Annotated in this window: 27 protein-coding genes; 13 read left to right on the top strand and 14 right to left on the bottom strand. The window is 53.7% G+C overall.

All coding sequences use genetic code 11. The features are described from left to right. Positions 1-181: 181 nt before the first annotated feature. Positions 182-826 (bottom strand): TenA family protein, encoded by a 645-nt coding sequence (locus AS136_RS16370; protein ID WP_063266856.1) that lies wholly within the window; start codon positions 824-826, stop codon positions 182-184. Then, positions 826-1671 carry a BtpA/SgcQ family protein gene (locus AS136_RS16375; protein WP_004176161.1) on the bottom strand — a complete coding sequence of 282 codons (846 nt, stop codon included), beginning with the start codon at positions 1669-1671 and terminating at the stop codon, positions 826-828. Before AS136_RS16375 ends, AS136_RS16370 begins: the two co-directional genes overlap by 1 nt. A gap of 26 nt (positions 1672-1697) precedes the next feature. On the opposite strand from AS136_RS16375, the gene AS136_RS16380 reads away from it, so the two are divergent. Beyond that, positions 1698-2570 (top strand): PfkB family carbohydrate kinase, encoded by an 873-nt coding sequence (locus tag AS136_RS16380; protein ID WP_023297625.1) that lies wholly within the window; start codon positions 1698-1700, stop codon positions 2568-2570. Between the two features lies 1 nt (position 2571). Here AS136_RS16380 and AS136_RS16385 read toward each other — a convergent pair whose 3' ends face one another. Continuing rightward, the gene (locus AS136_RS16385; RefSeq protein ID WP_004151648.1) at positions 2572-3525 is read right to left on the bottom strand and encodes an ABC transporter substrate-binding protein; all 954 of its coding nucleotides are present in this window, start codon (positions 3523-3525) and stop codon (positions 2572-2574) included. A gap of 344 nt (positions 3526-3869) precedes the next feature. On the opposite strand from AS136_RS16385, the gene AS136_RS16390 reads away from it, so the two are divergent. The 7 genes from AS136_RS16390 to tolA all read left to right on the top strand — a co-directional run bounded on the left by AS136_RS16390 (position 3870) and on the right by tolA (position 10574). Beyond that, entirely contained in the window at positions 3870-4892 is a 1023-nt protein-coding gene (locus tag AS136_RS16390) for a LacI family DNA-binding transcriptional regulator (RefSeq protein ID WP_004190069.1), read from the top strand. 380 nt (positions 4893-5272) lie between these two features. Continuing rightward, complete coding sequence (locus tag AS136_RS16395) at positions 5273-6019, top strand: ATP-binding cassette domain-containing protein (RefSeq protein WP_004198552.1); 747 nt, start codon at positions 5273-5275, stop codon at positions 6017-6019. Between the two features lie 18 nt (positions 6020-6037). Continuing rightward, positions 6038-7039, top strand: coding sequence for an ABC transporter permease (locus AS136_RS16400; protein ID WP_008804867.1), 1002 nt, complete (start codon positions 6038-6040; stop codon positions 7037-7039). A 3-nt stretch (positions 7040-7042) separates the two neighbouring features. Continuing rightward, positions 7043-8122, top strand: coding sequence for a phosphotriesterase family protein (locus AS136_RS16405; protein WP_063266857.1), 1080 nt, complete (start codon positions 7043-7045; stop codon positions 8120-8122). A gap of 14 nt (positions 8123-8136) precedes the next feature. Beyond that, positions 8137-8892 (top strand): glutamine amidotransferase, encoded by a 756-nt coding sequence (locus AS136_RS16410; RefSeq protein ID WP_008804865.1) that lies wholly within the window; start codon positions 8137-8139, stop codon positions 8890-8892. Beyond that, entirely contained in the window at positions 8892-10034 is a 1143-nt protein-coding gene (locus tag AS136_RS16415; protein ID WP_023297627.1) for a M20 family metallopeptidase, read from the top strand. The genes AS136_RS16410 and AS136_RS16415 overlap by 1 nt, the downstream gene beginning before the upstream one ends. A gap of 111 nt (positions 10035-10145) precedes the next feature. Next, positions 10146-10574: a cell envelope integrity protein TolA gene (gene tolA, locus AS136_RS16420; protein ID WP_063266858.1), complete on the top strand. Its 429-nt coding sequence runs from the start codon at positions 10146-10148 to the stop codon at positions 10572-10574. A 104-nt stretch (positions 10575-10678) separates the two neighbouring features. Here tolA and ahlK read toward each other — a convergent pair whose 3' ends face one another. Next, positions 10679-11473, bottom strand: a complete 795-nt coding sequence (gene ahlK / locus AS136_RS16425; protein WP_162823410.1) for an N-acyl homoserine lactonase AhlK — start codon at positions 11471-11473, stop codon at positions 10679-10681. A gap of 160 nt (positions 11474-11633) precedes the next feature. Here ahlK and AS136_RS16430 point away from each other — a divergent pair, with 160 nt between their 5' ends. Beyond that, complete coding sequence (locus AS136_RS16430) at positions 11634-12521, top strand: LysR family transcriptional regulator (protein WP_023322625.1); 888 nt, start codon at positions 11634-11636, stop codon at positions 12519-12521. 41 nt (positions 12522-12562) lie between these two features. On the opposite strand, the gene AS136_RS16435 is transcribed toward AS136_RS16430, so the two are convergent. Then, positions 12563-13465, bottom strand: a complete 903-nt coding sequence (locus tag AS136_RS16435) for a LysR family transcriptional regulator (RefSeq protein WP_004190055.1) — start codon at positions 13463-13465, stop codon at positions 12563-12565. Between the two features lie 103 nt (positions 13466-13568). On the opposite strand from AS136_RS16435, the gene AS136_RS16440 reads away from it, so the two are divergent. Continuing rightward, positions 13569-14777: an MFS transporter gene (locus AS136_RS16440; RefSeq protein WP_023322626.1), complete on the top strand. Its 1209-nt coding sequence runs from the start codon at positions 13569-13571 to the stop codon at positions 14775-14777. Positions 14778-14834: 57 nt separating this feature from the next. Here AS136_RS16440 and AS136_RS16445 read toward each other — a convergent pair whose 3' ends face one another. The 8 genes from AS136_RS16445 to AS136_RS16480 form a co-directional block, all read right to left on the bottom strand. Next, positions 14835-15455: a LysE family translocator gene (locus AS136_RS16445; protein WP_023322627.1), complete on the bottom strand. Its 621-nt coding sequence runs from the start codon at positions 15453-15455 to the stop codon at positions 14835-14837. A gap of 185 nt (positions 15456-15640) precedes the next feature. After that, positions 15641-16747 carry a PTS fructose transporter subunit IIC gene (locus AS136_RS16450; protein ID WP_023322628.1) on the bottom strand — a complete coding sequence of 369 codons (1107 nt, stop codon included), beginning with the start codon at positions 16745-16747 and terminating at the stop codon, positions 15641-15643. A 42-nt stretch (positions 16748-16789) separates the two neighbouring features. Continuing rightward, entirely contained in the window at positions 16790-17101 is a 312-nt protein-coding gene (locus tag AS136_RS16455; RefSeq protein ID WP_004179922.1) for a PTS fructose transporter subunit IIB, read from the bottom strand. A 56-nt stretch (positions 17102-17157) separates the two neighbouring features. After that, the gene (locus tag AS136_RS16460) at positions 17158-17628 is read right to left on the bottom strand and encodes a PTS sugar transporter subunit IIA (protein WP_012968206.1); all 471 of its coding nucleotides are present in this window, start codon (positions 17626-17628) and stop codon (positions 17158-17160) included. A gap of 114 nt (positions 17629-17742) precedes the next feature. Further along, complete coding sequence (gene alsE / locus AS136_RS16465) at positions 17743-18423, bottom strand: D-allulose 6-phosphate 3-epimerase (protein WP_012968205.1); 681 nt, start codon at positions 18421-18423, stop codon at positions 17743-17745. 23 nt (positions 18424-18446) lie between these two features. Further along, positions 18447-19709 (bottom strand): PTS ascorbate transporter subunit IIC, encoded by a 1263-nt coding sequence (locus AS136_RS16470; RefSeq protein ID WP_023322629.1) that lies wholly within the window; start codon positions 19707-19709, stop codon positions 18447-18449. Between the two features lie 30 nt (positions 19710-19739). Then, positions 19740-20006, bottom strand: a complete 267-nt coding sequence (locus tag AS136_RS16475; RefSeq protein WP_012968203.1) for a PTS sugar transporter subunit IIB — start codon at positions 20004-20006, stop codon at positions 19740-19742. A gap of 11 nt (positions 20007-20017) precedes the next feature. Continuing rightward, the gene (locus tag AS136_RS16480) at positions 20018-20455 is read right to left on the bottom strand and encodes a PTS sugar transporter subunit IIA (RefSeq protein ID WP_023322630.1); all 438 of its coding nucleotides are present in this window, start codon (positions 20453-20455) and stop codon (positions 20018-20020) included. Between the two features lie 218 nt (positions 20456-20673). Between AS136_RS16480 and AS136_RS16485 the strand changes: the two genes are divergently transcribed. Next, complete coding sequence (locus AS136_RS16485; protein WP_032730998.1) at positions 20674-21726, top strand: LacI family DNA-binding transcriptional regulator; 1053 nt, start codon at positions 20674-20676, stop codon at positions 21724-21726. 36 nt (positions 21727-21762) lie between these two features. Here the strand turns inward: AS136_RS16485 and AS136_RS16490 are convergent, their stop codons facing one another. Beyond that, positions 21763-22683: a LysR family transcriptional regulator gene (locus tag AS136_RS16490; RefSeq protein WP_023322632.1), complete on the bottom strand. Its 921-nt coding sequence runs from the start codon at positions 22681-22683 to the stop codon at positions 21763-21765. Between the two features lie 104 nt (positions 22684-22787). On the opposite strand from AS136_RS16490, the gene AS136_RS16495 reads away from it, so the two are divergent. Together AS136_RS16495 and AS136_RS16500 are read left to right on the top strand one after the other, a co-directional pair. Next, a complete protein-coding gene (locus AS136_RS16495; protein ID WP_016161056.1) occupies positions 22788-23453 on the top strand; it encodes an SDR family NAD(P)-dependent oxidoreductase in 666 nt (221 codons plus the stop codon). Positions 23454-23577: 124 nt separating this feature from the next. Next, positions 23578-24216 (top strand): hypothetical protein, encoded by a 639-nt coding sequence (locus AS136_RS16500; RefSeq protein WP_023322633.1) that lies wholly within the window; start codon positions 23578-23580, stop codon positions 24214-24216. Positions 24217-24247: the final 31 nt, after the last annotated feature.

Here is a 24247-nt window from a genome sequence, read left to right on the forward strand (position 1 = left end):
TTTCTCTCAAAAGAGTCAGAAGGCAGCTAAATTAACCCTCCGACTTTATTAAGATAAAAATGTGAAATAAGAATCGGCATTAACGGTAATGCTAAGTTTCGCCAACAAGACGCAGAACGTCGAGATATAACCCGTATTCAGGAGACGCCGCGTCCGGCGCCCCCTGTGATCCACCTCGCGGCTACTCCTCGTACGCCGCGTGATGGAAATCAATTTCCCACTGCAGCACCTCGCCGTAAAGCGCCGATAACGCCTGCTTTTCGTCTTCACTCAGCGCCATGGCGCAGCGGTCGAGTTCGTTTTTTAGCCAGAGAGCCTGCTGATAAAATTCGTCCTCCGCGTGCATTTCCATCCAGCGTCGTAAATCAGCATCGCTCTGATAATGTTCGCTCGCCCGTCGGCACCAGAAATAGTACATCCATTCCGCACCGAACATCAGGGTCACAATCTGCTCATAGCTGCCCTCGCGGGCGGTCCGCAGCATACCGTCGCGAAAGCGCCGTACCCCGGGCAAATCATCCGGGTACTCAGCGGGATCGATCTGCCGCGCTGACAACACCTGTTCAAACCACGCGATCTGTATATCAACCAGGGCATTCAGCACGCCAATCAGCCAGCGCTGTTGTTGAATACCCGGCGCTTTGCTGACCCCGAGGGCAATAATCGCGATTGCCGTCGCGACAAAGTTGCCCTCAAACACCAGATAGCGGTTGAAGACGACTGTCGGCAGACGATCCTGTTCGATATCAGTCACAAACGGGTGCTGCTGCATCGCCTGCCACGCCGGTTGATGTTCGCGCAGCAGGCGTTCGCTAAACGCTTCCATTAAGCTTCCTCCAGCGCGGCCTGCGCGACCGACATAAAATGCTTCACCCGGGCCAGCTCAACATCGTTCCACCAGACGCCATCGACCTTCATTGTACTGGCCACAATGACCCCCTGAGTCCGCCCGAGGATCTGCTTCACGTTAGCCGGTGTCACCCCGGAGCCCACCAGGAGCGGTAGTTCCGTCGCCGCGCGGATCTCGTCAATTTCCGCCATCGTGGCGCTATCGCCCGTACGCTGGCCGGTGGCGATCACCGCGTCAGCCTCGAAGAAATCGACATCGCGCGTCAGTTCCTGAATCGAACGATCGGCGACAATGGCATGGCTACCGTGCTTAACGTGGCTATCGGCAAAAACGCGAATATGTTCAGCGCGCAGCATACTGCGGTAGCGCAGCGCCTTAGCGGCCGCGCCTTCTATAAATCCTTCGTTGGCGATATAGGCGTTGGCCCACTGGTTTACGCGGACGAAATCGGCGCCTCCCGCCAGGGCGATCGCCATTGCCGGGATCGCCGCGTTAGCCAGAACGTTAATGCCCAGCGGCACAGCAAAACGTTCACGAACTTTCTCGGTAATGACCGCCATCAGCGCTGAGGTTTCATGGCCGATATCCTCAGGTTTAGAGAAAGGAATATCGCCATGGTTTTCAATAATCAGACCATGAACACCTCCTGAAATATAATTTTCAGCATCACGAAGCGCACGTTCAACAATATCCGAGACTGATTTTCCTCGATATTTTGGCGAGCCAGGAAATGGGTCGCAATGAATAACACCAATAACAGCCTTGCTTCGTGAAAAAATAGCTTGTATTGCATTCGTTTTTTCTGCTGAGATAGCAACCATCTTATCCATCCTGTTAAGGGAACACTATGCGTGTTTACGTTACTGGTAATATTACCGTAGATGAAACCTGGTCCATTCCGGATATACCGAAAAAAGGAGCCTCCATTCACGGCGTTAAAGTGTCGCAGGATATCGGCGGTAAAGGCGCGAACCAGGCGATTATATTATCCCGCTGCGGAATAGAGACGCGTTTAATTGCCGCCACGGGAAATGACAGCAACGGCGCGTGGATCCGCCAGCAGATAAAAAATGAACCACTGACGCTACTACCCGACGGCCATTTCAATCAACATAGCGATACCTCGATTATTTTAAATAGCGCTGATGGCGACAACGCCATCATTACCACTACGGCGGCGGCCGATACATTCAGCCTGGATGAAATTATTCCGCATATGGCGGATGCCGTCGCTGGCGATATTCTGCTACAGCAGGGCAATTTCTCCCTCGATAAAACGCGGGCGCTGTTCCAGTACGCCAGAAGCCGCGGCATGACGACGGTATTCAACCCCTCACCTGTCAATCCTGACTTTTGCCATCTGTGGCCACTCATCGACATCGCGGTGGTCAATGAATCCGAGGCCGAGCTGCTCCAGCCATACGGGGTGAAAACCTTAGTGATTACCCAGGGGGCCGCAGGCGCCTGGCTGGTCCAGGAGGGCCAGCGTCAGTTTTGTCCCGCCGTGCCCGCCGAGGCGCTTGATACTACCGGCGCGGGCGACACGTTCCTCGCCGTCATGTTGGCTTCCGCCCTGCTGCGCGGCGTCGCGCCGGATGCGCTGGCGCTGGCGCACGCCAGTCGCGCTGCCGCCATTACCGTTAGCCGCCGGGGGACGCTCAGCGCGTTTCCCGGCAGCCGTGAGCTCGCCGCCCTGTTAACCACGGACGGGGCGCGCTGACCTACTTAAACAGCGGACGGTATGAATCGACGTTCGCTTTGGTTACCACCGTCGCCGGAACCAGAATGGTTTTCGGCACGGTTTTACCCGACGTGATGCTGTTCAGCGCATTCAGGGCTTCGGCGCCCATCTTTTCCGGGTCCTGCTGCAGTACGGCGGTGACGTAGCCGCCGTCAATACCGGAAATCGCCTTCGCCGTCAGATCCCAGCCAAAGACTTTAATATCTTTCTGCCGCCCCTGGTTTTCTACGGCGGCGATAGCGCCGAGCAGCGCGGGTTCGCCGGTGGCATAAATCGCTGTCAGATCCGGGTTACCGGTGATCAGGTTTTCCGCCGCGGTCATCGCTTTATCCTGCACATTCTGCCCGTCGACCACGTTAGCGATAGTAATCTTCGGATTGCTTTTCAGCGTCTCTTCGAACCCTTTCTGCCGCTGGTTCTGAATGGCCGAATTCAGCGCGCCGACAATACCCAGTCGCGCCTGGCCGCCCATCTCTTTCTGCACGTAGTCCACGAAGTATTGACCAATAATTCTGCCGCCTTCAATATTATCAACGCCGACCTGAGCTGCCTGTGGTCCGGCCGGTAATACGGCATCAATCGCAATCACCGGAATGTTTGCGGCGGCGGCTTCTTTAACCGCTGGCATGATCCCGTTAACGTCGATAGCAGCAACCAGAATGCCTTTAACGCCTTGCTGAATATAGTTTTCTATCGCGTCGTTTTGCGCCACGGGATTATCGTTAGAGTTAAAAATAACTAAATCCTTGCCACTGGCTTTGGCCGCATCCTGTGCGCCTTTATTCATCAGATTAAAGAACAGCGCCTGTTGGTTGATTTGTACCAGCGCATAAGTCGGACCGGCAGCGCTGGCGGCAGAAATAAAACTCATTGATGCCAGCATGGTCGTGGCGACAGCAAGTAAACGCAGTTTTCCGGTGTGAAATAACATCATCAGTATCCTCGTCGGGAATAGTTGATAGCCAGCAGAGTTCCGCGCCGCATGCGAACGCAGAAGATTATTTTTTTGGCGGGCAAATATCGTCTATATCGCCAGAACAATCATTGAACGTTCGGCGGATACCTGCTTAATGTCATCCCGGCAACCGGTCCGTGTCGGTGCGCGACTGGAATAACTTAAACGGGGTTGGGAATGACTTCCCGGATGATGCGGTAAACTGCCTATACAATTCTCTGCTGATTAAAATTTGTCAAGCATTTATTTTTGGTGATTGTTCGCAGAGAAATTGCTGTATCCACCGCGCTTAACTATGTTACAGATAGCCGATTCTGGCAGAAATGGCGCAGGAAATGAGTATAAAACGCGTATTGTTATCCGATGTGGCAAAGCTGGCGGGGCTGTCGAAGGCGACCCTGTCGCGCTATATGAACAACAGTATTGTGCTGCCGCAGGACACCATCGACCGCATCGAAACCGCCATTCGCGAACTGGACTATCGCGGCAATAGCCTGGCACGTCGTCTTAGCAAAGGCGGCAGCGAAACGCTTGGCCTGGTGCTTCCCGATATTACCAACCCCTTCTTTGCCGAACTGGCCGACGCTGCCGAAGAGGCTGCTTCTGCCAGCGGCTACAGCCTGGTGCTGTGTATCACCCGCAACAACCCGGAAAAAGAGTGCCAGTTCATTCGCTGGCTGGATACCTGCCAGGTCGACGGTCTGCTGTTCACCACCAACCGCCCCGATAACGGCCTGCTGCGCAAGGAGGTCCAGCGTCACGAACGCATTGTCCTGCTGGATGAAGATATTCCCGGCAGTAAGGTACCGAAAGTGTTTGCTGATAACGTCCAGGGCGGGCGGATCGCCACCGAAAAACTGATCGCCGCCGGGCATCGCCATATCGCTTTCGTCGGTGGCCCGGACAAGCTGATGAGCGTCCGCGAGCGCTATCAGGGCTTTTGCACCGCGATGGAGCAGGCGGGCCTGAGCTGGCCGCCCGAATGGGTGATGTATGGCGACTACCAGCGCGAGTTTGGCCAGCAGGCGCTGCGGTACCTGTTCAGCCAACCGGTTCGCCCTACCGCCGTCTTCGCCGCCAGCGACTATCTGGTGCTCGGTCTGCTCGACGGCTTGCGCGCCAGCGGGCTCCAGGCGCCGGAGGCGCTTTCGTTAGTCGGCTTCGATGACGCCAACTACGCCGATTTTACCCAGCCGCGGATCTCCACTATCCGTCAGCCCGCCCGCGAACTGGGCCGTACCGCGGTGAACATCATGATGCGCCTGCTAAACGACGATCCGGACATCCCTGCGGAAACCCGCCTGCCGGTTGAATGGATTGGCCGCGACTCGATCAAGATCTGTTAAGCCCGTCCCAAAATGGCGCAAAAGTGCCCGCTTTTGGCGCAAAAAACGATCAATTAACAATTTATTCACTATAATCAGTAAACCGGTTTACCGGATTGTATTCAATTAAGTGTATTGAATACATAAGGTTAAGTTACAGGGCTGCTGTGTGGTTCCTGCCCTGGCACGGATGCTGCAACGTTCTTACTGGCGAACAAATATCTTACATAGCGTTTGTCCTGACTGCCCTGGCGAGTGCTCTATTCCGCAGGTAAACCGGTTTACTAGATTGTAAACCGTGTCGGATAGAGTCCCTCCCGCAGGATGGCGAACATTTTCCCGGCCACAGCGATGGGAGTTATCAGATGCAGCAGCCACAAACTACCCCGCCAAGGGTAGAGATGATCAATATCACCAAGACCTACGGGTCGATACGCTCATTGCGCGGAGTCAACCTTGAGCTGGCCCCGGGCGAAGTGCTGGGCTTAGTGGGCGATAACGGCGCGGGGAAATCCACCCTGACCAAAGTGCTCTCTGGCGCGGTGATCCCCTCCAGCGGCACGATTCGTATCGACGGTGAACAGCAACAGTTTACGAATCCGGCCGATTCACGCCGTTGCCATATCGAGATGGTCTACCAGGATCTGTCGCTCTGTGACACGGTCGATGTCGCGGGCAATCTGTTTATGGGCCGTGAGCCGATGAAATCGGTCCTCGGCATCCCCTTTCTCGACGAGGCTAAAATGCACGCCGATGCCAGAGAGATGCTTAAAGGGCTCGGGATCTCCATTCCGGATACTCGCCTGCTGGTGCGAAATCTCTCCGGCGGCCAGCGACAGGCTATAGCCATCGCCCGCGCCGCGGCCTTTGACCCGAAAGTGCTGATTATGGATGAACCCACCGCCGCGCTGGCCGTCGCGGAAGTTGAAGCGGTTCTGGAGCTCATTCGCCGCGTTTCCGCTCGCGGGGTGAGCGTGATTCTGATTACCCACCGACTGCAGGACCTGTTCCTGGTCTGCGACCGGATCATGGTGATGTATGAGGGTACTAACGTCGCCGACAGACGGGTGTCCGACACCAGCCTGAGCGATATCGTTAACCTGATTGTGGGCGAAAAATTCACCGCCCGCTCTGCGGCAGCACATTGAGGTAACAGGATGAGTATCATGAACTTAAGCAGCTCCCGCATGATCCAGCATTCGCTGCCGCGCCGCCTGCTGCATAACCACTCAGGCGTGGTCAGCATCGCGCTCTTTTTCGTCTTCTGCTGCGTGGTGTTTTCGCTGATCACCAGCAACTTTCTCACCGGCACCAACTGGCTCAACATTATCCGTCAGAGCGCCCCGCTGCTGATCGTCGCGACGGCAATGACTCTGGTCATTACCACCGGCGGTATCGATCTGTCGGTAGGCTCCACCCTGGCGCTGGTCGGCGCGCTCTCCGCTATCGCCCTGAATAGCTGGGGGCTGCCGTGGCCGGTGGTCCTCCTCGGCGGCCTGCTGCTCGGCGGATTCGTTGGCGCCATCAACGGCTTCTTTATTGCCTATGAAGGCATTCCGGCGTTCATCGTCACGCTCGCCACCCTGGCCGTAGTTCGCGGCATCGCGCTGCTGGTCACCCAGGGCTACTCGATTCCGGTGCCGGCTGACAGCCTGTTTACCTTTATCGGACGCGCGTGGGTAGTTGGTATCCCCATGCCCGCGCTGATCGGCATGATGATACTGGTGATCGGGCATATCGTTCTCAACCATATGCGCTTTGGCCGCTACGTGACCGCTATCGGCGCCAACGCCGAAGGCGCGCGGCGCAGCGGCATTAACACCAAAGCGGTCACCATGAAGGTCTATATCATCAGCGGAATGGCCGCCGCGCTGGCGGGGATGATCATTACCGCACGCCTCGGCAGCGGCTCTTCCAACCAGGGCGAAGGCTTTGAACTGCAGGTCATTGCTGCCGTTGTGCTAGGCAGCACCAGTCTGTTTGGCGGCTTCGGGACTATTATTGGCACGCTGCTGGGCGCGCTGTCGATTGCGGTCATTCAGAACGGGCTGATCCTGTCGCATATTTCGCCGTTTTACACCCAGATAGCCACCGGCACCATTATCCTGCTGGCTATCTGGCTGAACACCCGCATTCTCAACCCGACGCGCTCCGCGGCAAAAGGATAGCTGATGAAAGGATCAATTTTTCGCCATCCCTCCCCGCTGCCGGTTGGCGTCAGCAGCGGTTACGTAATGACTGCGCTTGGCCCGCTGCCGATTAACGAAATGGGCGTTACCCTGATGCATGAGCATATTCTGCTGGATGCCTCCGGCAAATGGGTGCCGCCCTGCTGCTGCAGCGATCGCCATCTTGCCGAAATGCCGGTGAAAATGGAAAACCTTGGCGAACTGTCGCTTAACCCGCTGATGAGCCGCGATAACTGTCAGCTGTTTGATGTCGACGTTGCGATTGACGAGCTGACTAAATTTCGCGCTCTTGGCGGAGAAACGGTGGTTGACCCGACCAATATCGGCATTGGCCGCGATCCGAAAGCGCTGGCGCGCATCGCGCGCCTGACCGGTCTGAACATCATTATGGGTACCGGGCTCTATCTGGAACCTTCGCACCCTGAGTGGGTAAAAATCAGCAGCGTCGAACAGCTGACCGAACGGCTGATTTACGATCTTGGCGGCGCGGAGGAGAAACCGGAGGTGCTCGCAGGACTTATCGGCGAAATCGGTATCTCCAGCCGCTTTACGCCGGATGAGGAGAAATCCCTGCGCGCTGCGGGTCGGGCCAGCGCCGCGACCGGCGTGCCGATCGAGGTCCATCTGCCTGGCTGGGAGCGGCTGGGCCATCGGGTGCTGGATATTCTCGAGCAGGAAGGCGCCGATTTACGCCATACCGTGCTGTGCCATATGAATCCCAGCTTTGCCGATAAGCGCTACCAGCGCGAACTGGCGCAGCGCGGGGCGTTTCTCGAATACGACATGATTGGCATGAGCTATTACTACGCCGACGAGTCGGCGCAGTCGCCCTCCGACGAGGAGAACGCCCGCGCGATCCGCGAGCTGATTGACGACGGCTACATCCAGCAAATTCTGCTGTCGCAGGACGTCTTCCTGAAAACCATGCTCACCCGCTACGGCGGCCACGGTTATGGCTACATACTCAAGCATTTTGTTCCCCGTCTGCGGCGCCACGGCGTCAGCGGCGAACAACTTGAAACCTTAATGATTGGAAACCCCCAGCGGGTCTTTGGCGGATAAAAGGAAACGTCATCATGCAGAAAAAAATCTTACTGGTCGGTGAGTCCTGGACCAGCACGTCAACGCACGTTAAAGGCTTCGACCAGTTTGCCACCGCCACCTGGCACACCGGCGCAACGGACTTTCTGGCCGCGCTCGCCGACAGTCCCTATGCCATTACCTATATGCCCGCCCACGCGGCGGCGACCGACTTTCCGCTGACGCTGGAAGCGCTGCAGGAGTGGGATGCGATTATTCTCTCGGACATTGGCGCCAATACGCTGCTGCTGCATCCGGACACCTGGCTGAAGAGTCGCCGAACCGCCAACCGTTTGACGCTCCTGCATGATTACGTGGCCGGCGGGGGGGCGCTGATGATGATCGGCGGCTATTACAGCTTCCAGGGAATCAACGGCGGCGCGCGCTACCGCCATACCGCGGTGGAGAAAGTGCTGCCGGTACGCTGCCTGGCCTGGGACGATCGCATTGAAACCCCGGAAGGCTGCTATGCCGAAGTGACGGAGTCTCACCCCCTGTTTAACGATATTCCGGGCGAATGGCCGTGGCTGCTGGGCTATAACGAAGTTGAAATGCACCCGGAAGGCAAACTGCTGGCGACCGTGGCCGGTACCGGTCATCCGCTGTTGGCTGTTCGCGAATATCAGCAGGGTCGCTCACTGGTGTGGACCAGCGACATGTCGGCGCACTGGCTGCCGGAAGAGTTTGCCAAATGGCCCGGCTATCGCCAGCTGTGGATTAACTGCCTCGACTGGCTGACGGAACGCCGCTGATGACCACGACCCTTGAGCTCGCCCGGCAGCTGCTGGGCTTTAACACCATCAACCCGCCGGGCAGCGAAGCCGACTGCATGCGGTTCTTCGCCGACTGGCTTGACGATAGCGGTTTTGAGGTTTCGCTGTCGTCGTTCGGCGAGGGACGCTGCAATCTTATCGCCAGCCTGCCCGGGGCGAAGAGCGGTAAACCGCTGGCCTTTACCGGACATCTGGATACCGTCCCGCTGGGAAATGCCCGCTGGCAGTACGATCCTTTTGGCTCGCAGATGGAAGACGGGCGTCTTTATGGCCGCGGATCCAGCGATATGAAAGCGGCGATAGCGGCGTTTGCCGTCGCCTGCGTTCATCAGCGGGAAGCGATCCTCGCCGGACGCGGCGCGGTATTGCTGATAACCGGCGGAGAAGAGACCGGCTGCGACGGCGCGCGGGCGCTGATCGCCTCCGCAACGTTGCCGGAGGTGGGCGCGCTGATCGTCGGTGAACCCACCGCCAACTATCCGGTTATCGGCCATAAAGGCGCGCTCTGGCTGCGCTGCGAAACGCGGGGGAAAACCGCCCACGGCGCGATGCCGGAGCTGGGGATCAATGCTATCTATCTTGCGGCGGATGCGTTGGGTAAGATTCAGCATTTTTCGCCAGGCGCGCCGCATCCGCTAATGAAGCAACCCACCCTCAACGTCGGACGCATAGAAGGCGGACTCAATATTAATTCCGTACCGGACCGCACGCGTTTTGATGTCGATATCCGCAGCGCGCCCAATTTACAGCACGCCACTATCCGGGAGCGCTTGACGACGCTGCTTGGCGAAAGCGTCACCGTCTCCACGCTGGTCGACCTGCCCGCCGTCCTCAGCCGGGAGGATCACGCGTGGATTAAGCAGGTTTACCAACGCTGTCAGCCGCTGCACGCTGAGCCGATTGCGCCGCGCGTGGTGCCCTACTTTACCGACGCCTCGCTGCTGCTGCCTGCATTGGGCGATCCGCCCTGTATTATTCTCGGCCCCGGCGAGCCGTCGATGGCGCATCAAACCGACGAGTACTGCCTGCTCAGCCGACTGGCGGAGGCAGAACAGCTATACGGTGACATTATTCGCGACTGGATGGCATCACCGCCCGCGACGAAAGTAAAAAATGAGTGACACTGTCACTGAAAGCGCGTGCCATGCATTCAGCGTTTGAATAATTTCGCGGAATAACAGAGGATAACCGCCTCGTACACGACGGTATCCCCACCAGCAAGGAGGCTTAGCATGTCCGTGAAAACCAACGCTGTGCTCGTTTGCACCCTCTCTTTACTTCTTTCCGCCTGCTCGGGTGGTGCTTCTGCGCCGGACAGCGCCGAAGACGCTAAAATATCGGCTGAAGTGGATAAGATACTTCGCGATTATCAAACGGGTTCCGATACTTCACCCCAGGCCAATGCCTCACGCTATCTGGCGCGGATCCAGGCGGCTATCTTCGCCAACATAGACCAGCCGGCCTCCTGGCAAGGGAAAACATGCTCGGTGCGCTTTACGCTGCAGCGTGACGGGACGGTGCAGGATCCAACGGTCGAGAGCGGCGATCGGCCATTCTGCGCGCAGGTGATGTCCGCGCTGAAAAAAGCCAACATTCCGCCCGCGCCAGACGAAAAAACCTATCAAACATTCAGTCATGTCGTGCTGGACGTGAAGCCCTGAGCTTGCCCGCAGAAATGGCCCCGGCCATCACCAGGGCCATTTCGAACAAGATAAGCTGACAGCCCTTCTTAACAGACGCTTTTTGGCGATCAGCGAGGAATGATTCAATAGTAACAGGCTGGCGCAAGCCTGTTTTTTTTCCATTCTTCAGGATCGTGGCCGGGTATGAATACCGCATGATATCGCTCGGTAAGCTGACGCAGCTTTCGCACTGACTGAGCGACATCAGTAGCAGACGTCATTAGCCCCGGGAGCGCCTTCTCATGGTAATGATCTAAGGTATAAGCCGCATCAATCGCTAGCGTAAAATTTGTACCACCGGGTAAGCGGATAAGAAAAGATTGATGGCCTGGTGAATGCCCTGGGGTGAAAATACACTGCAGCGTGCCATCACCGTAAAGGTCATAGTGATCATCGGACAACCCGTTCAGAAATAGCCAGTTAAGTTGGGGACGATCGAAATCGCGTCGGCAATAGGCTCCCGAAGTAAACCAGTCAGGGGCAAAGGCATATTCATACTCTTGCCTCTGGACAACATGCGTAGCATGGGGGAAGCGACCAATTGCTCCCGTATGATCAGAGTGCAAATGGGACAGGACCACATAGCGGATATCCTCAGGAGCAATGCCTATCCTCTTAAGTTGTTCCACGCAACCCTGTTCTTCTGACATCACCGGTTTAAACTGCTCTACAGCACTTCCCCAATAACCGCTGGGATCTTTCAATCCTTCGACAGCCAGACCGCCGTCAATCAGCGTAAACCCATCCGGATGGGTCAGCAGAAACCATGGAACAGGGATCTCATAATGCTCTCCCACGCCCTGATTCATACGGATATGCTGATATTGACAATGCTGTGTTCCTGACTGGAACATGAAAAGCTTTATCTCTGGCATCATTATTTTCCACCAATAAATCAATTAAATAGATTGAAATTTAGCCTGACTCAGGCCTTGAGTCTGGATTTTTCATCATTTCGCAGTAAAGCAGTAGATGCCTGCCCCCACTTACATTTATCGGTAAAGCCAATATAATTGATGAATGGATCTCTTCTCAGCAATGCGCATATTTATCAGGGTGGTTGAACGGGGCAGCATGTCGGCTGCAGCCCGCGATCTCGGCATTGGCCAGCCCGCCGTGAGTGAAAGAATAGAAAAACTGGAAGCACATCTTGGGACACGTTTGCTTAGGCGCAACACGCGTAACATGTCTCTAACGCACAGCGGTAACGTGTTTTATGAGCGAAGCAAAACGGCCGTTCAGGCAGCAGAGCATGCTCTTTCTGTGAATGAAGAAAATCAGGGGTTGCAAGGCAAAATCCGTATTGCCGCGCCCTATTCCGCCGGAGAAAGCCTGCTGATGCCTGCATTGTTGCAGCTTCAGAACGAGCATCCGGAACTGCAGGTCGATGTCATTTTTAACGACCGCGTCATCGATCCCGTCACCGAGGGGGTCGATTTATCACTGAGATTAGGTGATGTCTCCGAAGGTTTTTTTGTCGCACGCCCGCTTGGCACCGTGCGCAGAGTGTTACTGGCCTCTCCGGCTCTGCTGGCGAAAATGGGTCATCCTGACACGCCGGATGCGCTGACAGATTATCCATTTGCTGCTGTTTCCGGTGTATTCGCCAGTAATCGCATTCAATTGATCGCTTCCGAAGATCAACTCATTAATGTTCCCGTCAATATTCAATTTCAGTCCACGCACTGGCGGAGTGTCCTCTCCTGGTTATTAGCGGGACATGCCATTGGTGTTTTGCAAAGTCCGGTTTGCAGAAAAGAAATGGAACACGGCGCGCTCATCCCCCTCTTAAGCCACTATCCGATCCCGCCATTTAGTGCCTGGTTGCTCCATCCACCGGCTGGGATGATGTCGTATGAAACGCGAATTTGTGCCTCCCTACTGGAGGGCTATCTCAGAGATTTGTTGCTTGAGCCGGCCGGCTGAATAAAACAGCGCCGCCCTGGCGCGCTGAAGATGGCCTCTTGTTAATGACTCAATCTCTGATGCATGAAATCAATAAGCGCTCTTGTTTTTGCCGGCAAGTAACGCCGATCTGAATACAGAGCGAATAATTGCAAGGGGGCTGCCGATTGTTCAAATTCAATCTCGATTAACCGCCCATCATCAATATAGGGTTGGCAGGCTTGTTTCGACAGGATGGCAAAACCGACACCTGAGATGGCCGCCCGCCCTGCCATCTCTCCGCTGTTGACCCGATAACGACCGTTAACCTTGATCGTCTCGAATCCGCCCTTTTTATTCACAAACTGCCAGGGAGCGCCTTTAAGCGCATTCACCGTTGTAATACAGGGTAACTCTTCAAATTGCTGTATTCGAGAAGGCGTGCCATAACGCTGGATGACGGAGGGGGCCGCAACGATGGTGCAAGGGATTGTCACCAGATGACGGGCGATGTAGTCACTGTCATCCATCTGACCACGGCTAACAATGACAGCTAAATCCAGATCATCTCGCAGGGATTCATAACCCGACAAATTTGTGACGCAACTTATCTCCAGGTCCGGATGCTGACAGGCGAAATCAGCAACAACAGAGCCCAGCAATACAGGACCGATTTCATTGGGAATACAGATACGTAATGGCCCCTTGAATTGCATTTGTCGCAACGTTAATTCGGTTTCAGTTTGCTCAAGTGCTTCCAGTAATGGCTTCGCCCGGGTATAGAGTAGATGCCCAGCCTGTGTGAGTTTCATATGTCGGGTACTGCGCTCAATGAGCTGAAGGTTCAGTTTGTCTTCTAACTGAGAAATGCAACGGCTCACATTTGATGTCGGCATTTCCAGGGCTTTCGATGCCCCCACAAAACTGTCTCTTTCCACCACAGCAATGAAGATTTTCAGCGCATTAAAGTCAAGAACTGGCCGCATCAACTATCCCACATATGATAATAATGAGTGCCATTTTTACCATCTAATCGACAAGTTTGATAGCAGTTAAGCTAGGATATTTTTCATCCACAGGTCGCTTGCTATGCCACTGGTCGCCACAACATTTAATCAAAAGACGCTCATTCGGATTGCTATGGTAATCGCTTTTGTCCAGTTTACTAATGCGCTGGAATATATGATGTTCAGCCCTGTTTTTACATTTATGGCTGCAGATTTCGCTGTTCCCGTCACCTTCTCAGGCTATGTATCCGGTATGTACACATCTGGAGCCGTCCTGTCGGGAATTATCGCCTTTTACTGGGTTGACCGTTGCAATAAGAAACGTTTTTTAATCGCTAATATGGTACTGCTAGCCATGGCGACACTGTTGACGACATTGACCACCAGTTTCCCTCTTCTTCTTACATTGCGCTTCTTCGCAGGACTGGTTGGCGGTACGACAATGGGGGTGGGGATCACTATTTTGATAAACCACACGCCGGCTGACTTGCGCGGAAAAATGTTGGCGACGGTGATTGCGTCATTTTCGATGGTCAGCATCGTGGGGATGCCCGCTGTACTATTTTTGTGTACTCATTACGGTTGGCATGTCGCGTTGTGGTTAATCTGTACACTGTGTTGGTTGGCATTGCCGCTGATCGTCTTCATCATCCCTCAGGATCCCGTCACTTTCGACACGTCCCACGCGCTGCCCCTCGATGTAGATACTTTACTGTTTGCTTCCGGTAATGCGCTGGTACAGTTTAGTCCAATGCTGATCATTCCTGTTCTGGCGCCATTAATGACGCAGCTGTTGGGGGCTTCTCAAGGTCTGCTGCCCTGGTTGTTCTTCGGCGGGGGTCTGGCGGGGTATCTGTCTACCAGAATGACAGGCGCATTAACCTCTCGTTTTTCTGCTTTGAGTTTGGCGACCGGGTCGACCCTCGTTTTTATCCTGAGCTTGCTGATACCCCTCCTGGGCTATCCGCATCCGGCGCTATTTATTACGTTGTTTCTCGGCTCAGCTTACAGTCGTCTGGTGTCATCGTCGGCGGTGACGATTCAGTTTCCTGATAACAACCAACGAGCGGGATTCTCTTCATTACAGACATCCATGATGTATCTGATGACGACTGCCGCATTTTTCCTGTCTGCTTTTTTGTTACCCGACCATCGCATGGCGCTACAAAATATGGACACGCTGTTGGCGGTATGTGCAATTACCGCATCAGGAACCCCAATTATTGTCATCGTTTTGCAAAAGAAACTGGCTAAGCGTACGTTCGAGCCCGATCGTTACAGCACTGAGTAGTACTCCACGGGTTGCTCATTTTTTAAGACAAAAACAGGGGCATACGCCCCTGCGTGACTACCGCCGACTCATGGCCAGCTTCGCGGCAAACAACAGAAACAGGCAGCCGGTTGTCCGATCCATCCATTTCACCACGGCTGGTTTTTTCAGGATGCCGGCGGCATAGCGAGTGGCGGTAATCAGCGTTAACGACCACAGCGTCCCTATCAATACATGGATGGTGACCAGGAGAAAGGTCCAGTTGATCGGTGAATGCCCGGCAGGGATAAACTGGGGCAAAAACGAAACGTAGAAGACGCCCATTTTGGGGTTAAGCACATTCCCCAGCATCCCACGCAGGAACCAGTTACTCGTGGAATCTGATTCGGTCGGGTTGGGGTTAAATTGCTGGCGTGGGCGCAGGAGCAACTGGATGCCCAGCCAGCAAAGGTATCCTGCTCCGCACCATTTCAATAAGGTATAAGCCAACTCAGAAACCGCCAGTAGCGCACCTAAACCAAAGGCCACCAGCGCGCCCCAGATAAAGCATCCAAGATCAATGCCTAACGCGGCATGCAAGGCTTTGCGTCCCCCTTCAGCGGTCGCCGTGCGGAGAATAAGAGCAGTATCAAGACCTGGCGTCAGGGTAAGCAGTGTGGCTGCGAGGGTGTAAGCAAGAAGTGAATCAGTGACGAGCATTTCCTGTCTCCGAAAGAGACAAGGCTACTGAAGCATTCACATTTTTGCAACAACAATGTTCACCCTGCTCCACTTTTACCCAGCCGTCTACCTGACGCAACTCAGCCCATAACTAAGGACCCCTCGGTTATGGGCTGATTTGCAGGACTAGCTCAACGCCATTGATAAAATAATACAGGGGTAAGTTAGCTCACTTTAATATCATCAAGGTCGATATCCTCTTCTTCGTGATCATGAGTCACCAGCACATCACGCGGAATATCTTTTTTGATGACAGCATAAACCGTGGCGGTAACAACAATATTCACCAGCAGGGCCATAATGCCAGCCATCGGGTGTGACATGGTGGGGATCATCAGTACCCCACCAAAAGGCACCGTGGCATCCGCACCATACACCATGGTGACTGCGCCACCGCACGCGCCACCGATGGCCGCGGCGGCGATACCGCGGACGATATCGTTCATGACGATCGGGATAGAGCCTTCAACGATATTAACAATCCCCATTGGAACCGCCGATTTTAAGGTTTCCACTTCTTCACTGTTATAGATGTTCTTACGCAGAAGCTTAGCAATGAAGAAAGCCAGGCCGAAACCAATAGGCGTTGCGGTGTTAACTAACTGAAGCGCGGTAATCGGCTCATTTATTCCCTGCGCCTGCAGCGTGAGAACGAAGGCAAAGCATGTCTTATTAAGCGGGCCGCCAAAGTCAACAATACACAGAGCGCCTATCACTGCGCCCAACACAAGATTCGATGACGTGCCCATACTTCTCAGGAAAGATGTCAGCGCTTCCGTAAAGATACCGATAGGCGTACCAATGATATAGACCATAATCAGGCAGCTGATAATGGAGGCAAAAAAGGGCACGATCAACGTTGGCATCAAACCGCGAGCCCAGTCAGGCACCTTGACGTTTTTGATGATCGCCAGCGCGATATAGCCGGCAATGTAGCCACCGATCATCCCGCCGATAAAGCCTGCGCTGATGGTGTTCGCCGCCAGCCCGACAACAAATCCTGGTGCGATGCCCGGCTTGCCAGCAATCGAGCCGGAAATCCCCACCGCAATGACTACCGGCAACAGCCCAAGCGCCTTAGCGCCCAGAGTGGCCATCGCCTGCCATAAATCAAATTGCCCCGGCGTTAACGTGTCCTGCACCGTTCCACCAAGCCCCATACCGATGGCAATAATAAATCCAGCACCACAGACAATGGGGATCAGAAATGAGATAGCGGTCAGCAGATGTCCTTTAGGATTTGCTGCTTGCCATATTTGTTTTAGAGACATAAATTACGCCCTTAAGTATAGAGTCAGCAGGCCGAAATAAAATTATGAATTGACTATTTCACTGAGTTTTTCAATTAGCTTATTAGGGGATTTCACTGCCGTTTCCGTGGCGACTTTGACCACTTTCTTACCCGCAAACCGTTCTTCTCCCGTCACTTTAACATCCGCGGCAAGCAGAACAATATCTGCCATGGCAATCTCATCAGCGGTTAACTGATTCTCAATGCCGATGGTCCCTTGGGTCTCGATTTTAACGTTATGACCGGCTTTTTTGGCGGCTGTTTCAATTTTCTTTTGAGCAATATAGGTGTGTGCAATCCCCACCGTACAGGCGGTAACTCCGACAATATTCATCACGATTCTCCGTTAATTCATTTAATAAGATATAAAAGAATGTTAACAACTACATATTACGCTTCGGTGCTTTCAGTTTCTGAATTGAAAAGCGCAATGATTTTATATGGATCAGATTCAACCAGTAATTTAGCGATAATGTCTTCGTCGGCCAGTGACCCGGACACTTGCGCTAACAGGCGAATATGAGTGGCATTTTGATCCACCAGGCAAACCGCAAATAAAATAATACAGCGAACATCGCTGCCATCCATGGTCTCCCAGGGAATGGTATGTTGCGTGCGTCCGATGGCTAATGCGGTACGGGAAACACCGGAAGATTTGCCATGCGGGATCGCAATATGATTTTCAAAACCGGTAGAGCCTTGCTCCTCACGTAACCAGACATCACGAATAAAGTCCTCCTTATTAGTCACCGCACCATCCTGTACTAGTAAATCGGTGAGTTCTTCTATCACCTCTTCTTTCGTTCTGGCGGTCATATTTAACTTGATGTTTTTAACATTAAGCACTGTCGAAATATCCATAATTCACCCGCATTCATATAGAGTGGTCGTTGAATAACAGAGCAGGCATCGCTGGCGTGATGCAGGTCTTTTAATTTTTTTTTAAATATATGCTGTGGTTCGTAAAAAAATTAATTAGGCAGCGACGGTTTCACGCTGGAAAATCTCGATCATTCTGTCCCATGCCTGGCTGACATCCTCATGGAGAGAAAACAGACCCGATGTCCCTACGATAAAGACATCCACACCGGATTCGGCAATCTGGCCAAACGTTTTTGCATTGCAGGAGCCATCAATTTCTGTCAGATAGTGATAGCCATTATTTTTGCGCATACTGATGAGCTTTCTTATCTTGTTCAGCGATTCAGGAATAAACTTTTGTCCGGCATAGCCCGGATCAACTGACATGACCGTCACTTTATCCAACAGGTGCGCATATTCAGCAATACTTTCAGCCGGTGTCGCCGGGTTCAACACCACCCCGCATTGCTTGCCTGCATCCTTGATCTGATTCAGCAGGCGGAAAATTTTGTTATTCGCCGTCTCGGGATGAAAGCTAATGATATCGGCGCCGGCCTCGAGACACATGGGAATAATATCTTCCGGATGGTTCACCATCAGATGGACATCGATGGGAACGGTAGTGATTTTTTTCAGGTTCTCAATAAAAAAGGGAGACAGTGTGATATTGCGGACGTAATTACCATCCATTATATCAACGTGATAAAAATCCGCTTTTTTATTCATTGCCGTGATCTGTTCTTTGAACTGCGTTAAATCCATGCACATCAGTGAGGGTGAAAATTTCGCGCTCATAAACCATCTCCGATAATAAACAGTTAGTTAAACATTGCGATAATGTGCCCCAGAACGATGCCGACAACGCCAAAGTCTGCATCGCCAAAGGTTGTAGAACTCAGGCCCATGTCTCCCATCATTGGCAAAAGGATGGCCGGCAGGAACGAAATGAGCAGGCCGTGGGCAAATGCCCCCACCACTGCCCCGCGACGTCCGCCAGTGATATTGCCGTAAACGCCAGCCGTTGCCCCGCAGAAGAAATGAGGAACCAGCCCCGGGACGATGACGCTCAAACCGAACAGCGGGCAGAGAAACATGCTGACCAGGCCCGCGACAAAGCTTGCGAGAAACCCGACGATGACGGCATTTGGAGCAAAGGGAAACACCGTCGGGCAGTCGAGCGCCGGCTTCGCATCTTTCACTAATTTGTCTGCAATACCTTTAAACGCTGGCACAATTTCGGCAATCACCATCCGCACACCGGCGAGGATGATATAAACCCCCGCAGCAAAAGTGAGGGACTGAATAATGGCGAAGATAATAAAATTCTGACCGGCACTCAGTGTCTCCTCGACAAAGGTTTTGCCCGCGACGACCACCAACACCAGGAACAGAATCATCATAGTGAGAGAGATGGCCACCGACGAGTCGCGAAGAAAATTGAGTGACTTAGGCACTTTAATTTCTTCAATCGAGGGGCTACCTTTCCCGACGACTTTGCCCACCAGCGCGGAAAGCAGATAACCAATAGAGCCAAAATGGCCGAGAGCCAGATCGTCGGTATTGGTAATTTTACGGGTAAACGGCTGCAAGATCGCCGGAGAGATCACCATCATCGCGCCGAGAATCACCGCCCCGATGGCCACCACCCACCCCCCCGACAATCCCCCGACTGACAAGATCACCGCCAGCATCGCTGCCATATAGAGCGTGTGGTGGCCCGTTAAAAAGATGTACTTTAATGGCGTCAGACGCGCCAGGGCGATATTGATCAACATGCCCAACACCATGATTGTGGCGGTTTCCGTGCCATAATTCTTCTGCGCCAGCGCGGCCATCGCGTCGGTGTTAGGGACCACCCCCTGAATATGAAATGAATGTTCAAACAGCTGGCTAAAAATGGTTAATGTATAGGCAATGATACCGGCGCCTGCCGTTAAAATAACAAAGCCCATGATGGTTTTCAGTGTTCCTGAAATAACATCTGAAATTCCTTTTTTTTGCAACAGCAGACCGATCAGAGAAAACAATCCAACCAGAATTGCCGGTGTCCCTAACACATCATAAATAAGGAAATGAAGCATATTAAACTCCACGGTTCAGAAAGCCGTTGCTTAAATGTGTTCTGCTAAAATCTCTTTGATTTTATTGTTGTCGAGTAAATTACTTAATCCAACAACCTTTGCGGAATGACCAACTAAATGTTCGGCAATATCGTTGGCGCTCAGAATAAGGTCCGCCGTTTCGCTTTTCGCTGACGTCAGGTCGGTATGCGCGACTTCAGCCTCTTTATTCATTTCGGCAAGAATTTTTTTGACATTCATTTCAACGATAAAGCTGCTGCCTAAACCATTGCCGCAGACGATGAGTACTTTTTTCATTCTCTTTTCCTTCAGTCAATAACAGCCTGAATTGCCTTAATATCATCGGCTTTTAACAATCGTTCTAGCTTTTGCTGATCGCTAAAGAGTTCTGCCAGTTCACCGATCATCGTGATATGTTCATTCCCGGAACGAGCGCATAGCATAATAATCACGTATACCGGGTCGTTCTCCGTTGAGCCAAATGATATGCCCTCTTTAATATGAAGGAGCGATAATCCATTCCTCAATGCACCTTGTTCAGGGCGGGCATGGGGCATTGCTAATCCCGGGGCTAATAGATAATAAGGCCCAAGTTCTTCATGGCTTTTCAAAATCGCCTCAATATAGTGCTCTGCCATATACCCCTGCGCCAGCAAAGGTTCTGCTGAGAGTCGAACGGCATTTTTCCAGTTATCTATTGAGTTAATGACATTAATTTTATCCGGGGTTAACCAGTCTCTAATCATATGCACTCCCGAGGGGTCCCATGTGCTGAACTATAAACAGCTAAATAAAATGCAACTGTGATACACCTCCCAAAGTTAGCGCTAACAAGCAAAAATGTTAAAAAAATGAGTTACCGCTAACACTGGTTATAATGTGCTTTCCCCCTCGCTGTGGTAAGTTATAATGTGTATCAACGATTTACTTTTGTTACTTTTTATTTTTCAAACGGTTGGTGATCCTGGTGAAGAGTCTAGACGCAGACAATAGCCCGAAAGAAAAACGTCGTAAGGGAACTGGGAAGATAACCCTGACCGAAGTGGCTGAGTTTGTCGGCGTGAGCGCCATGACCGTCTCGCGTGCGCTGAGAATGCCTGAAAAAGTCAACCCTGACCTTCGCGACCGTATTGATGCGGCAGTAAGCCAACTCGGCTATGTCCCCAATCTCCAGGCGCGTAATCTGGCGTCGGTCCATTCCGATCTCATTCTGGCCGTCGTCCCCACCTTCTCTTCGCCAGGTTTTTTGCCGGTGTCGGAGGCGTTACAAAAGATCCTGACTGAACGCGGCTATACCATGATGTTTATGGAATCCGGTCATGACGGCCAAAGCGAACAAAAAACGTTTGAAAAAATGCTCGCCTATAACCCGGCAGCGATTATTCAGTTTAATATCGACACCATTGAGAGCTGTACCCAGCTGCTGGCCAACGTAGATGTGCCTATCCTGGAAATTGGCGCGTTAAATACGCAGTCTGTTGGCATGTGCATCGGTGTGGATTACGGTAAGGCTGTGAAACAGATCGTGACCCACCTGGCGGACGCCTCATTAAAAAATATCGCGTTACTGTGTACCCCGGCCAACAATACAATGTTTCGCCAGCTCCTGAGCGGCTGGAATACGGCGATGCTGGCCCTTAACCGTTCTCCGCATCGGGTAGTGACCACTCATTTGCCTTCCACCATTGCCACAGGGGTGAATATTTTCAAGGATATGATGATCACCTGGGGCGATCTGGATGCGCTAATTTGCACATCGGATGAAATGGCGTGTGGATGCATGATGGCCTGCCACAGCGCCGGGATCAAAGTGCCCAATACCGTAGCCATTGCGAGTTTAGGCGGTGGGGTATTATCGACAGTCTGTTCCCCTGCCCTGACAACCGTTGAATTTCCCTGGCATGACATTGGGGTGAAGGCCGGGAAAGCGCTTCTCGACCTGCTCAACGATAAGCCTTGTGAAAAGTTTATTGAAATTCCGTCAGTACTCAAAGTCCGGGCCAGTACCGCGGTATAACCGCCATCCGTGGCCTGCTCTATCGGCACCCCCCGCTTATCGCTTCAACTCGTCCTGCCACAGCGGGGATGACGCCAGCTGCTGGCATACCGCGTCGATAAATACCCGGGTCTTGGCGGGAACCAGCGTGCCGGGCGGCATCAGGGCATAAACGCTAACCCGCGCCGCGCTGCGCCAGTCGGGCAGCACGCGGACCAGTTCCCCGCACTGCACCGCCTGATTAACCATCCATCCCGGCAGCAGTGCGATCCCGGTTGCGCGAATGACCGCCGTCAGCAGCGCTTCACTGATATTGGTGGTGAGGGGGCCAGCTGGCGTCACCTGGATATGCTCCCGACCATTCTCGAGGATCCAGTAGGGCCAGTCCGGATGGTGGGTAAAGCCGAGGCACCAATGGGCTGCCAGTTGCTCAGGATGAGTCGGTTCACCGTAGCGTTGCAGATAGGCCGGCGAAGCAATCAACTGGCTGCGAAATGCCCCCAGCTCGCGCCCGGTTAAGGTACTGTCCCGCAGGTTTCCCAGGCGGATCACCGCATCAAACCCCTCCGCGACAATATCGACTCGTCGATCGAGAAAATGGGCATCAAGGCGAATATCCGGATACGCCTGCAGGAAATCAGGAAACATCGGAGCAATCAGCTCCCGGCCAAAGGTCACCGGCAGCGAGACCCGTAACGTTCCCTGCGGGGTGGCAGCAAAGTCCCCGACTTCCCGGCTGGCGGCGCTGAGCTCATCCAGCGCCGTGCGGGCGCGCTGCAAAAACCAGGTTCCGGCTTCAGTCAGCGTTACGCTACGGGTGGTACGCACCAGCAACCGGACGCCCAGTTTTTTCTCAAGGTGGCTGACCCGGCGGGAAATCACCGATGCATCCCGGTCCAGCCTGAGGCTGGCCCCGATAAAACTCCCTGCCTCAGCCACACAGACAAACGCCATCAGCTCATCAAAATCATCGAACATGATTCCTGCACCCTGCACATTAATCATTTGCAAATAAGGCTAATTATCAGCGATCTGTTGGTCTATTAACATAGCGGCTCTTCAACCTACAGTGAGAGCAGCCTATGAAAACGTTTTTGAGTATTGGGTCCGGTCCTGGGATGGGAATGGCGACGGCCTCACGGTTTGCCGGTGAGGGATTCCGGGTGGTGCTGTCCTCTCGCAGTAAAAGCAATGTGGCGGCACAGGCCGACCAGCTGAGAGCGGCAGGATTTGCCGCGGAAGGCCGCGTGGCGGACGCCAGCGATATCACCAGTATCGCGGAACTCATTCGTGAGGTAGAGGTGGAAACCGGCGGTGTGGATGTGCTGCATTTCAACGCCGCGGCCATGCATGACGGTAATCTGGAGACCCAGTCGGTGGCAGGCTTCATTCAGGATCTCACCACCAATATTGGCGCGGTATATGCCGCCATCAAAGCGGTCACTCCGCGGATGGCCGCGCGTGGAGAAGGCGCGATCCTGCTGACTGGCGGGATGTTTGCCACTCAGCCCCACCCGGAGTATCTGACGCTGAGCGTCGGCAAAGCCGGGCTGCTTAACCTGACGCATGGCCTTTTCCCGGTATTGAAAGCGCAAAATATTCATCTTTCCATCGTGACGGTGGGGGCCTACGTCACGCCGGGTTCCGCCGAAGCCCGGGAGATTGCCGATCTGTTCTGGCAGCAATACCGCCAGCCATCCGCGCAATGGACAGCGGAAGCGTTTTATCCCGTCCCACACCATCAGTAACCTTCCCCGGCCGTCGCCTGGCGTCCGGGAGCCATCGCCTGGACGTGCGGAAGAAACGTCATCCATCGCTTGCTTTCCCTGTCACCTCGGATCAGGATACGACGATATTCATGGAGGCTATGTGATGAAATATTTTATCGGTATGGCGGTGACGTTATTGTTAAACACGCCGGTGCTGGCGGCGGGCGAGCTTGAGATTAACCAGTCTCCCCTGACGCTGGTGTTGAGCGATCAGAATCAGGCACGGGTCTCTTCCTGTGCCGATTTCATTGCGCTGCGTAAAGCGGGAGAGACCGTCGATGCGCTGCCCGGGCTTTCCGACCCGGATGGCCGTGCGGCGGAAGCGGCGTTATTCTCCTGCTGGCTACAGGCCTACACCATCGATCATACGTTATTCCCCTCTGCTGCGCCGAAACCAACCCTGGCTGAGGTGGTTCAGCACTTTCCTGCCAGTGCGGCGTTTATCGTCAGTGATGACGAAAAGCAGGACGTCGCCAAAAACTATGTGGGGAAAACCATCGCCGACTATACCCCGGACCTGAAAGCCAGAGACGATCGTCTGGAATCAGCGGCCAGCGCCAGCGGTTATGTGCTGGATGAGTATTATGCGTTTACCGATAAGCAAGGGCATCAGCTCAACATTGTCGCTCTGGTGGGCTACGCCATCGGCGGTACGGCAAGCGTGAAAAGCTACTATCGCATCGATGACACGCACGCCCGCGTCTGGAGCGTCACCCTGCTCGATGAGAACAGCCCGTTATAAGCGAGGGTTCCCTCTGCGGCGCTACCGCAGA

Source organism: Klebsiella sp. D5A (assembly GCF_001620885.1).
In the GTDB taxonomy this organism is placed as follows: domain Bacteria; phylum Pseudomonadota; class Gammaproteobacteria; order Enterobacterales; family Enterobacteriaceae; genus Klebsiella; species Klebsiella variicola.

Excerpts from the sequence above, each read along its gene's own strand:
- AS136_RS16400 (WP_008804867.1), top strand. The coding sequence starts at position 6,038 with ATGAACTTAAGCAGCTCCCGCATGATCCAGCATTCGCTGCCGCGCCGC.
- AS136_RS16395 (WP_004198552.1), top strand. The coding sequence starts at position 5,273 with ATGATCAATATCACCAAGACCTACGGGTCGATACGCTCATTGCGCGGA.
- AS136_RS16470 (WP_023322629.1), bottom strand. The coding sequence starts at position 19,709 with ATGCTTCATTTCCTTATTTATGATGTGTTAGGGACACCGGCAATTCTG.
- AS136_RS16410 (WP_008804865.1), top strand. The coding sequence starts at position 8,137 with ATGCAGAAAAAAATCTTACTGGTCGGTGAGTCCTGGACCAGCACGTCA.
- ahlK (WP_162823410.1), bottom strand. The coding sequence starts at position 11,473 with ATGATGCCAGAGATAAAGCTTTTCATGTTCCAGTCAGGAACACAGCAT.
- AS136_RS16445 (WP_023322627.1), bottom strand. The coding sequence starts at position 15,455 with ATGCTCGTCACTGATTCACTTCTTGCTTACACCCTCGCAGCCACACTG.
- alsE (WP_012968205.1), bottom strand. The coding sequence starts at position 18,423 with ATGAGCGCGAAATTTTCACCCTCACTGATGTGCATGGATTTAACGCAG.
- AS136_RS16435 (WP_004190055.1), bottom strand. The coding sequence starts at position 13,465 with ATGCGGCCAGTTCTTGACTTTAATGCGCTGAAAATCTTCATTGCTGTG.
- AS136_RS16490 (WP_023322632.1), bottom strand. The coding sequence starts at position 22,683 with ATGTTCGATGATTTTGATGAGCTGATGGCGTTTGTCTGTGTGGCTGAG.
- AS136_RS16415 (WP_023297627.1), top strand. The coding sequence starts at position 8,892 with ATGACCACGACCCTTGAGCTCGCCCGGCAGCTGCTGGGCTTTAACACC.
- AS136_RS16385 (WP_004151648.1), bottom strand. The coding sequence starts at position 3,525 with ATGATGTTATTTCACACCGGAAAACTGCGTTTACTTGCTGTCGCCACG.
- AS136_RS16390 (WP_004190069.1), top strand. The coding sequence starts at position 3,870 with ATGGCGCAGGAAATGAGTATAAAACGCGTATTGTTATCCGATGTGGCA.
- AS136_RS16480 (WP_023322630.1), bottom strand. The coding sequence starts at position 20,455 with ATGATTAGAGACTGGTTAACCCCGGATAAAATTAATGTCATTAACTCA.
- AS136_RS16375 (WP_004176161.1), bottom strand. The coding sequence starts at position 1,671 with ATGGTTGCTATCTCAGCAGAAAAAACGAATGCAATACAAGCTATTTTT.
- AS136_RS16405 (WP_063266857.1), top strand. The coding sequence starts at position 7,043 with ATGAAAGGATCAATTTTTCGCCATCCCTCCCCGCTGCCGGTTGGCGTC.
- AS136_RS16440 (WP_023322626.1), top strand. The coding sequence starts at position 13,569 with ATGCCACTGGTCGCCACAACATTTAATCAAAAGACGCTCATTCGGATT.
- AS136_RS16500 (WP_023322633.1), top strand. The coding sequence starts at position 23,578 with ATGAAATATTTTATCGGTATGGCGGTGACGTTATTGTTAAACACGCCG.
- AS136_RS16370 (WP_063266856.1), bottom strand. The coding sequence starts at position 826 with ATGGAAGCGTTTAGCGAACGCCTGCTGCGCGAACATCAACCGGCGTGG.
- AS136_RS16460 (WP_012968206.1), bottom strand. The coding sequence starts at position 17,628 with ATGGATATTTCGACAGTGCTTAATGTTAAAAACATCAAGTTAAATATG.
- AS136_RS16380 (WP_023297625.1), top strand. The coding sequence starts at position 1,698 with ATGCGTGTTTACGTTACTGGTAATATTACCGTAGATGAAACCTGGTCC.
- AS136_RS16430 (WP_023322625.1), top strand. The coding sequence starts at position 11,634 with ATGCGCATATTTATCAGGGTGGTTGAACGGGGCAGCATGTCGGCTGCA.
- AS136_RS16495 (WP_016161056.1), top strand. The coding sequence starts at position 22,788 with ATGAAAACGTTTTTGAGTATTGGGTCCGGTCCTGGGATGGGAATGGCG.
- tolA (WP_063266858.1), top strand. The coding sequence starts at position 10,146 with ATGTCCGTGAAAACCAACGCTGTGCTCGTTTGCACCCTCTCTTTACTT.
- AS136_RS16450 (WP_023322628.1), bottom strand. The coding sequence starts at position 16,747 with ATGTCTCTAAAACAAATATGGCAAGCAGCAAATCCTAAAGGACATCTG.
- AS136_RS16475 (WP_012968203.1), bottom strand. The coding sequence starts at position 20,006 with ATGAAAAAAGTACTCATCGTCTGCGGCAATGGTTTAGGCAGCAGCTTT.
- AS136_RS16455 (WP_004179922.1), bottom strand. The coding sequence starts at position 17,101 with ATGAATATTGTCGGAGTTACCGCCTGTACGGTGGGGATTGCACACACC.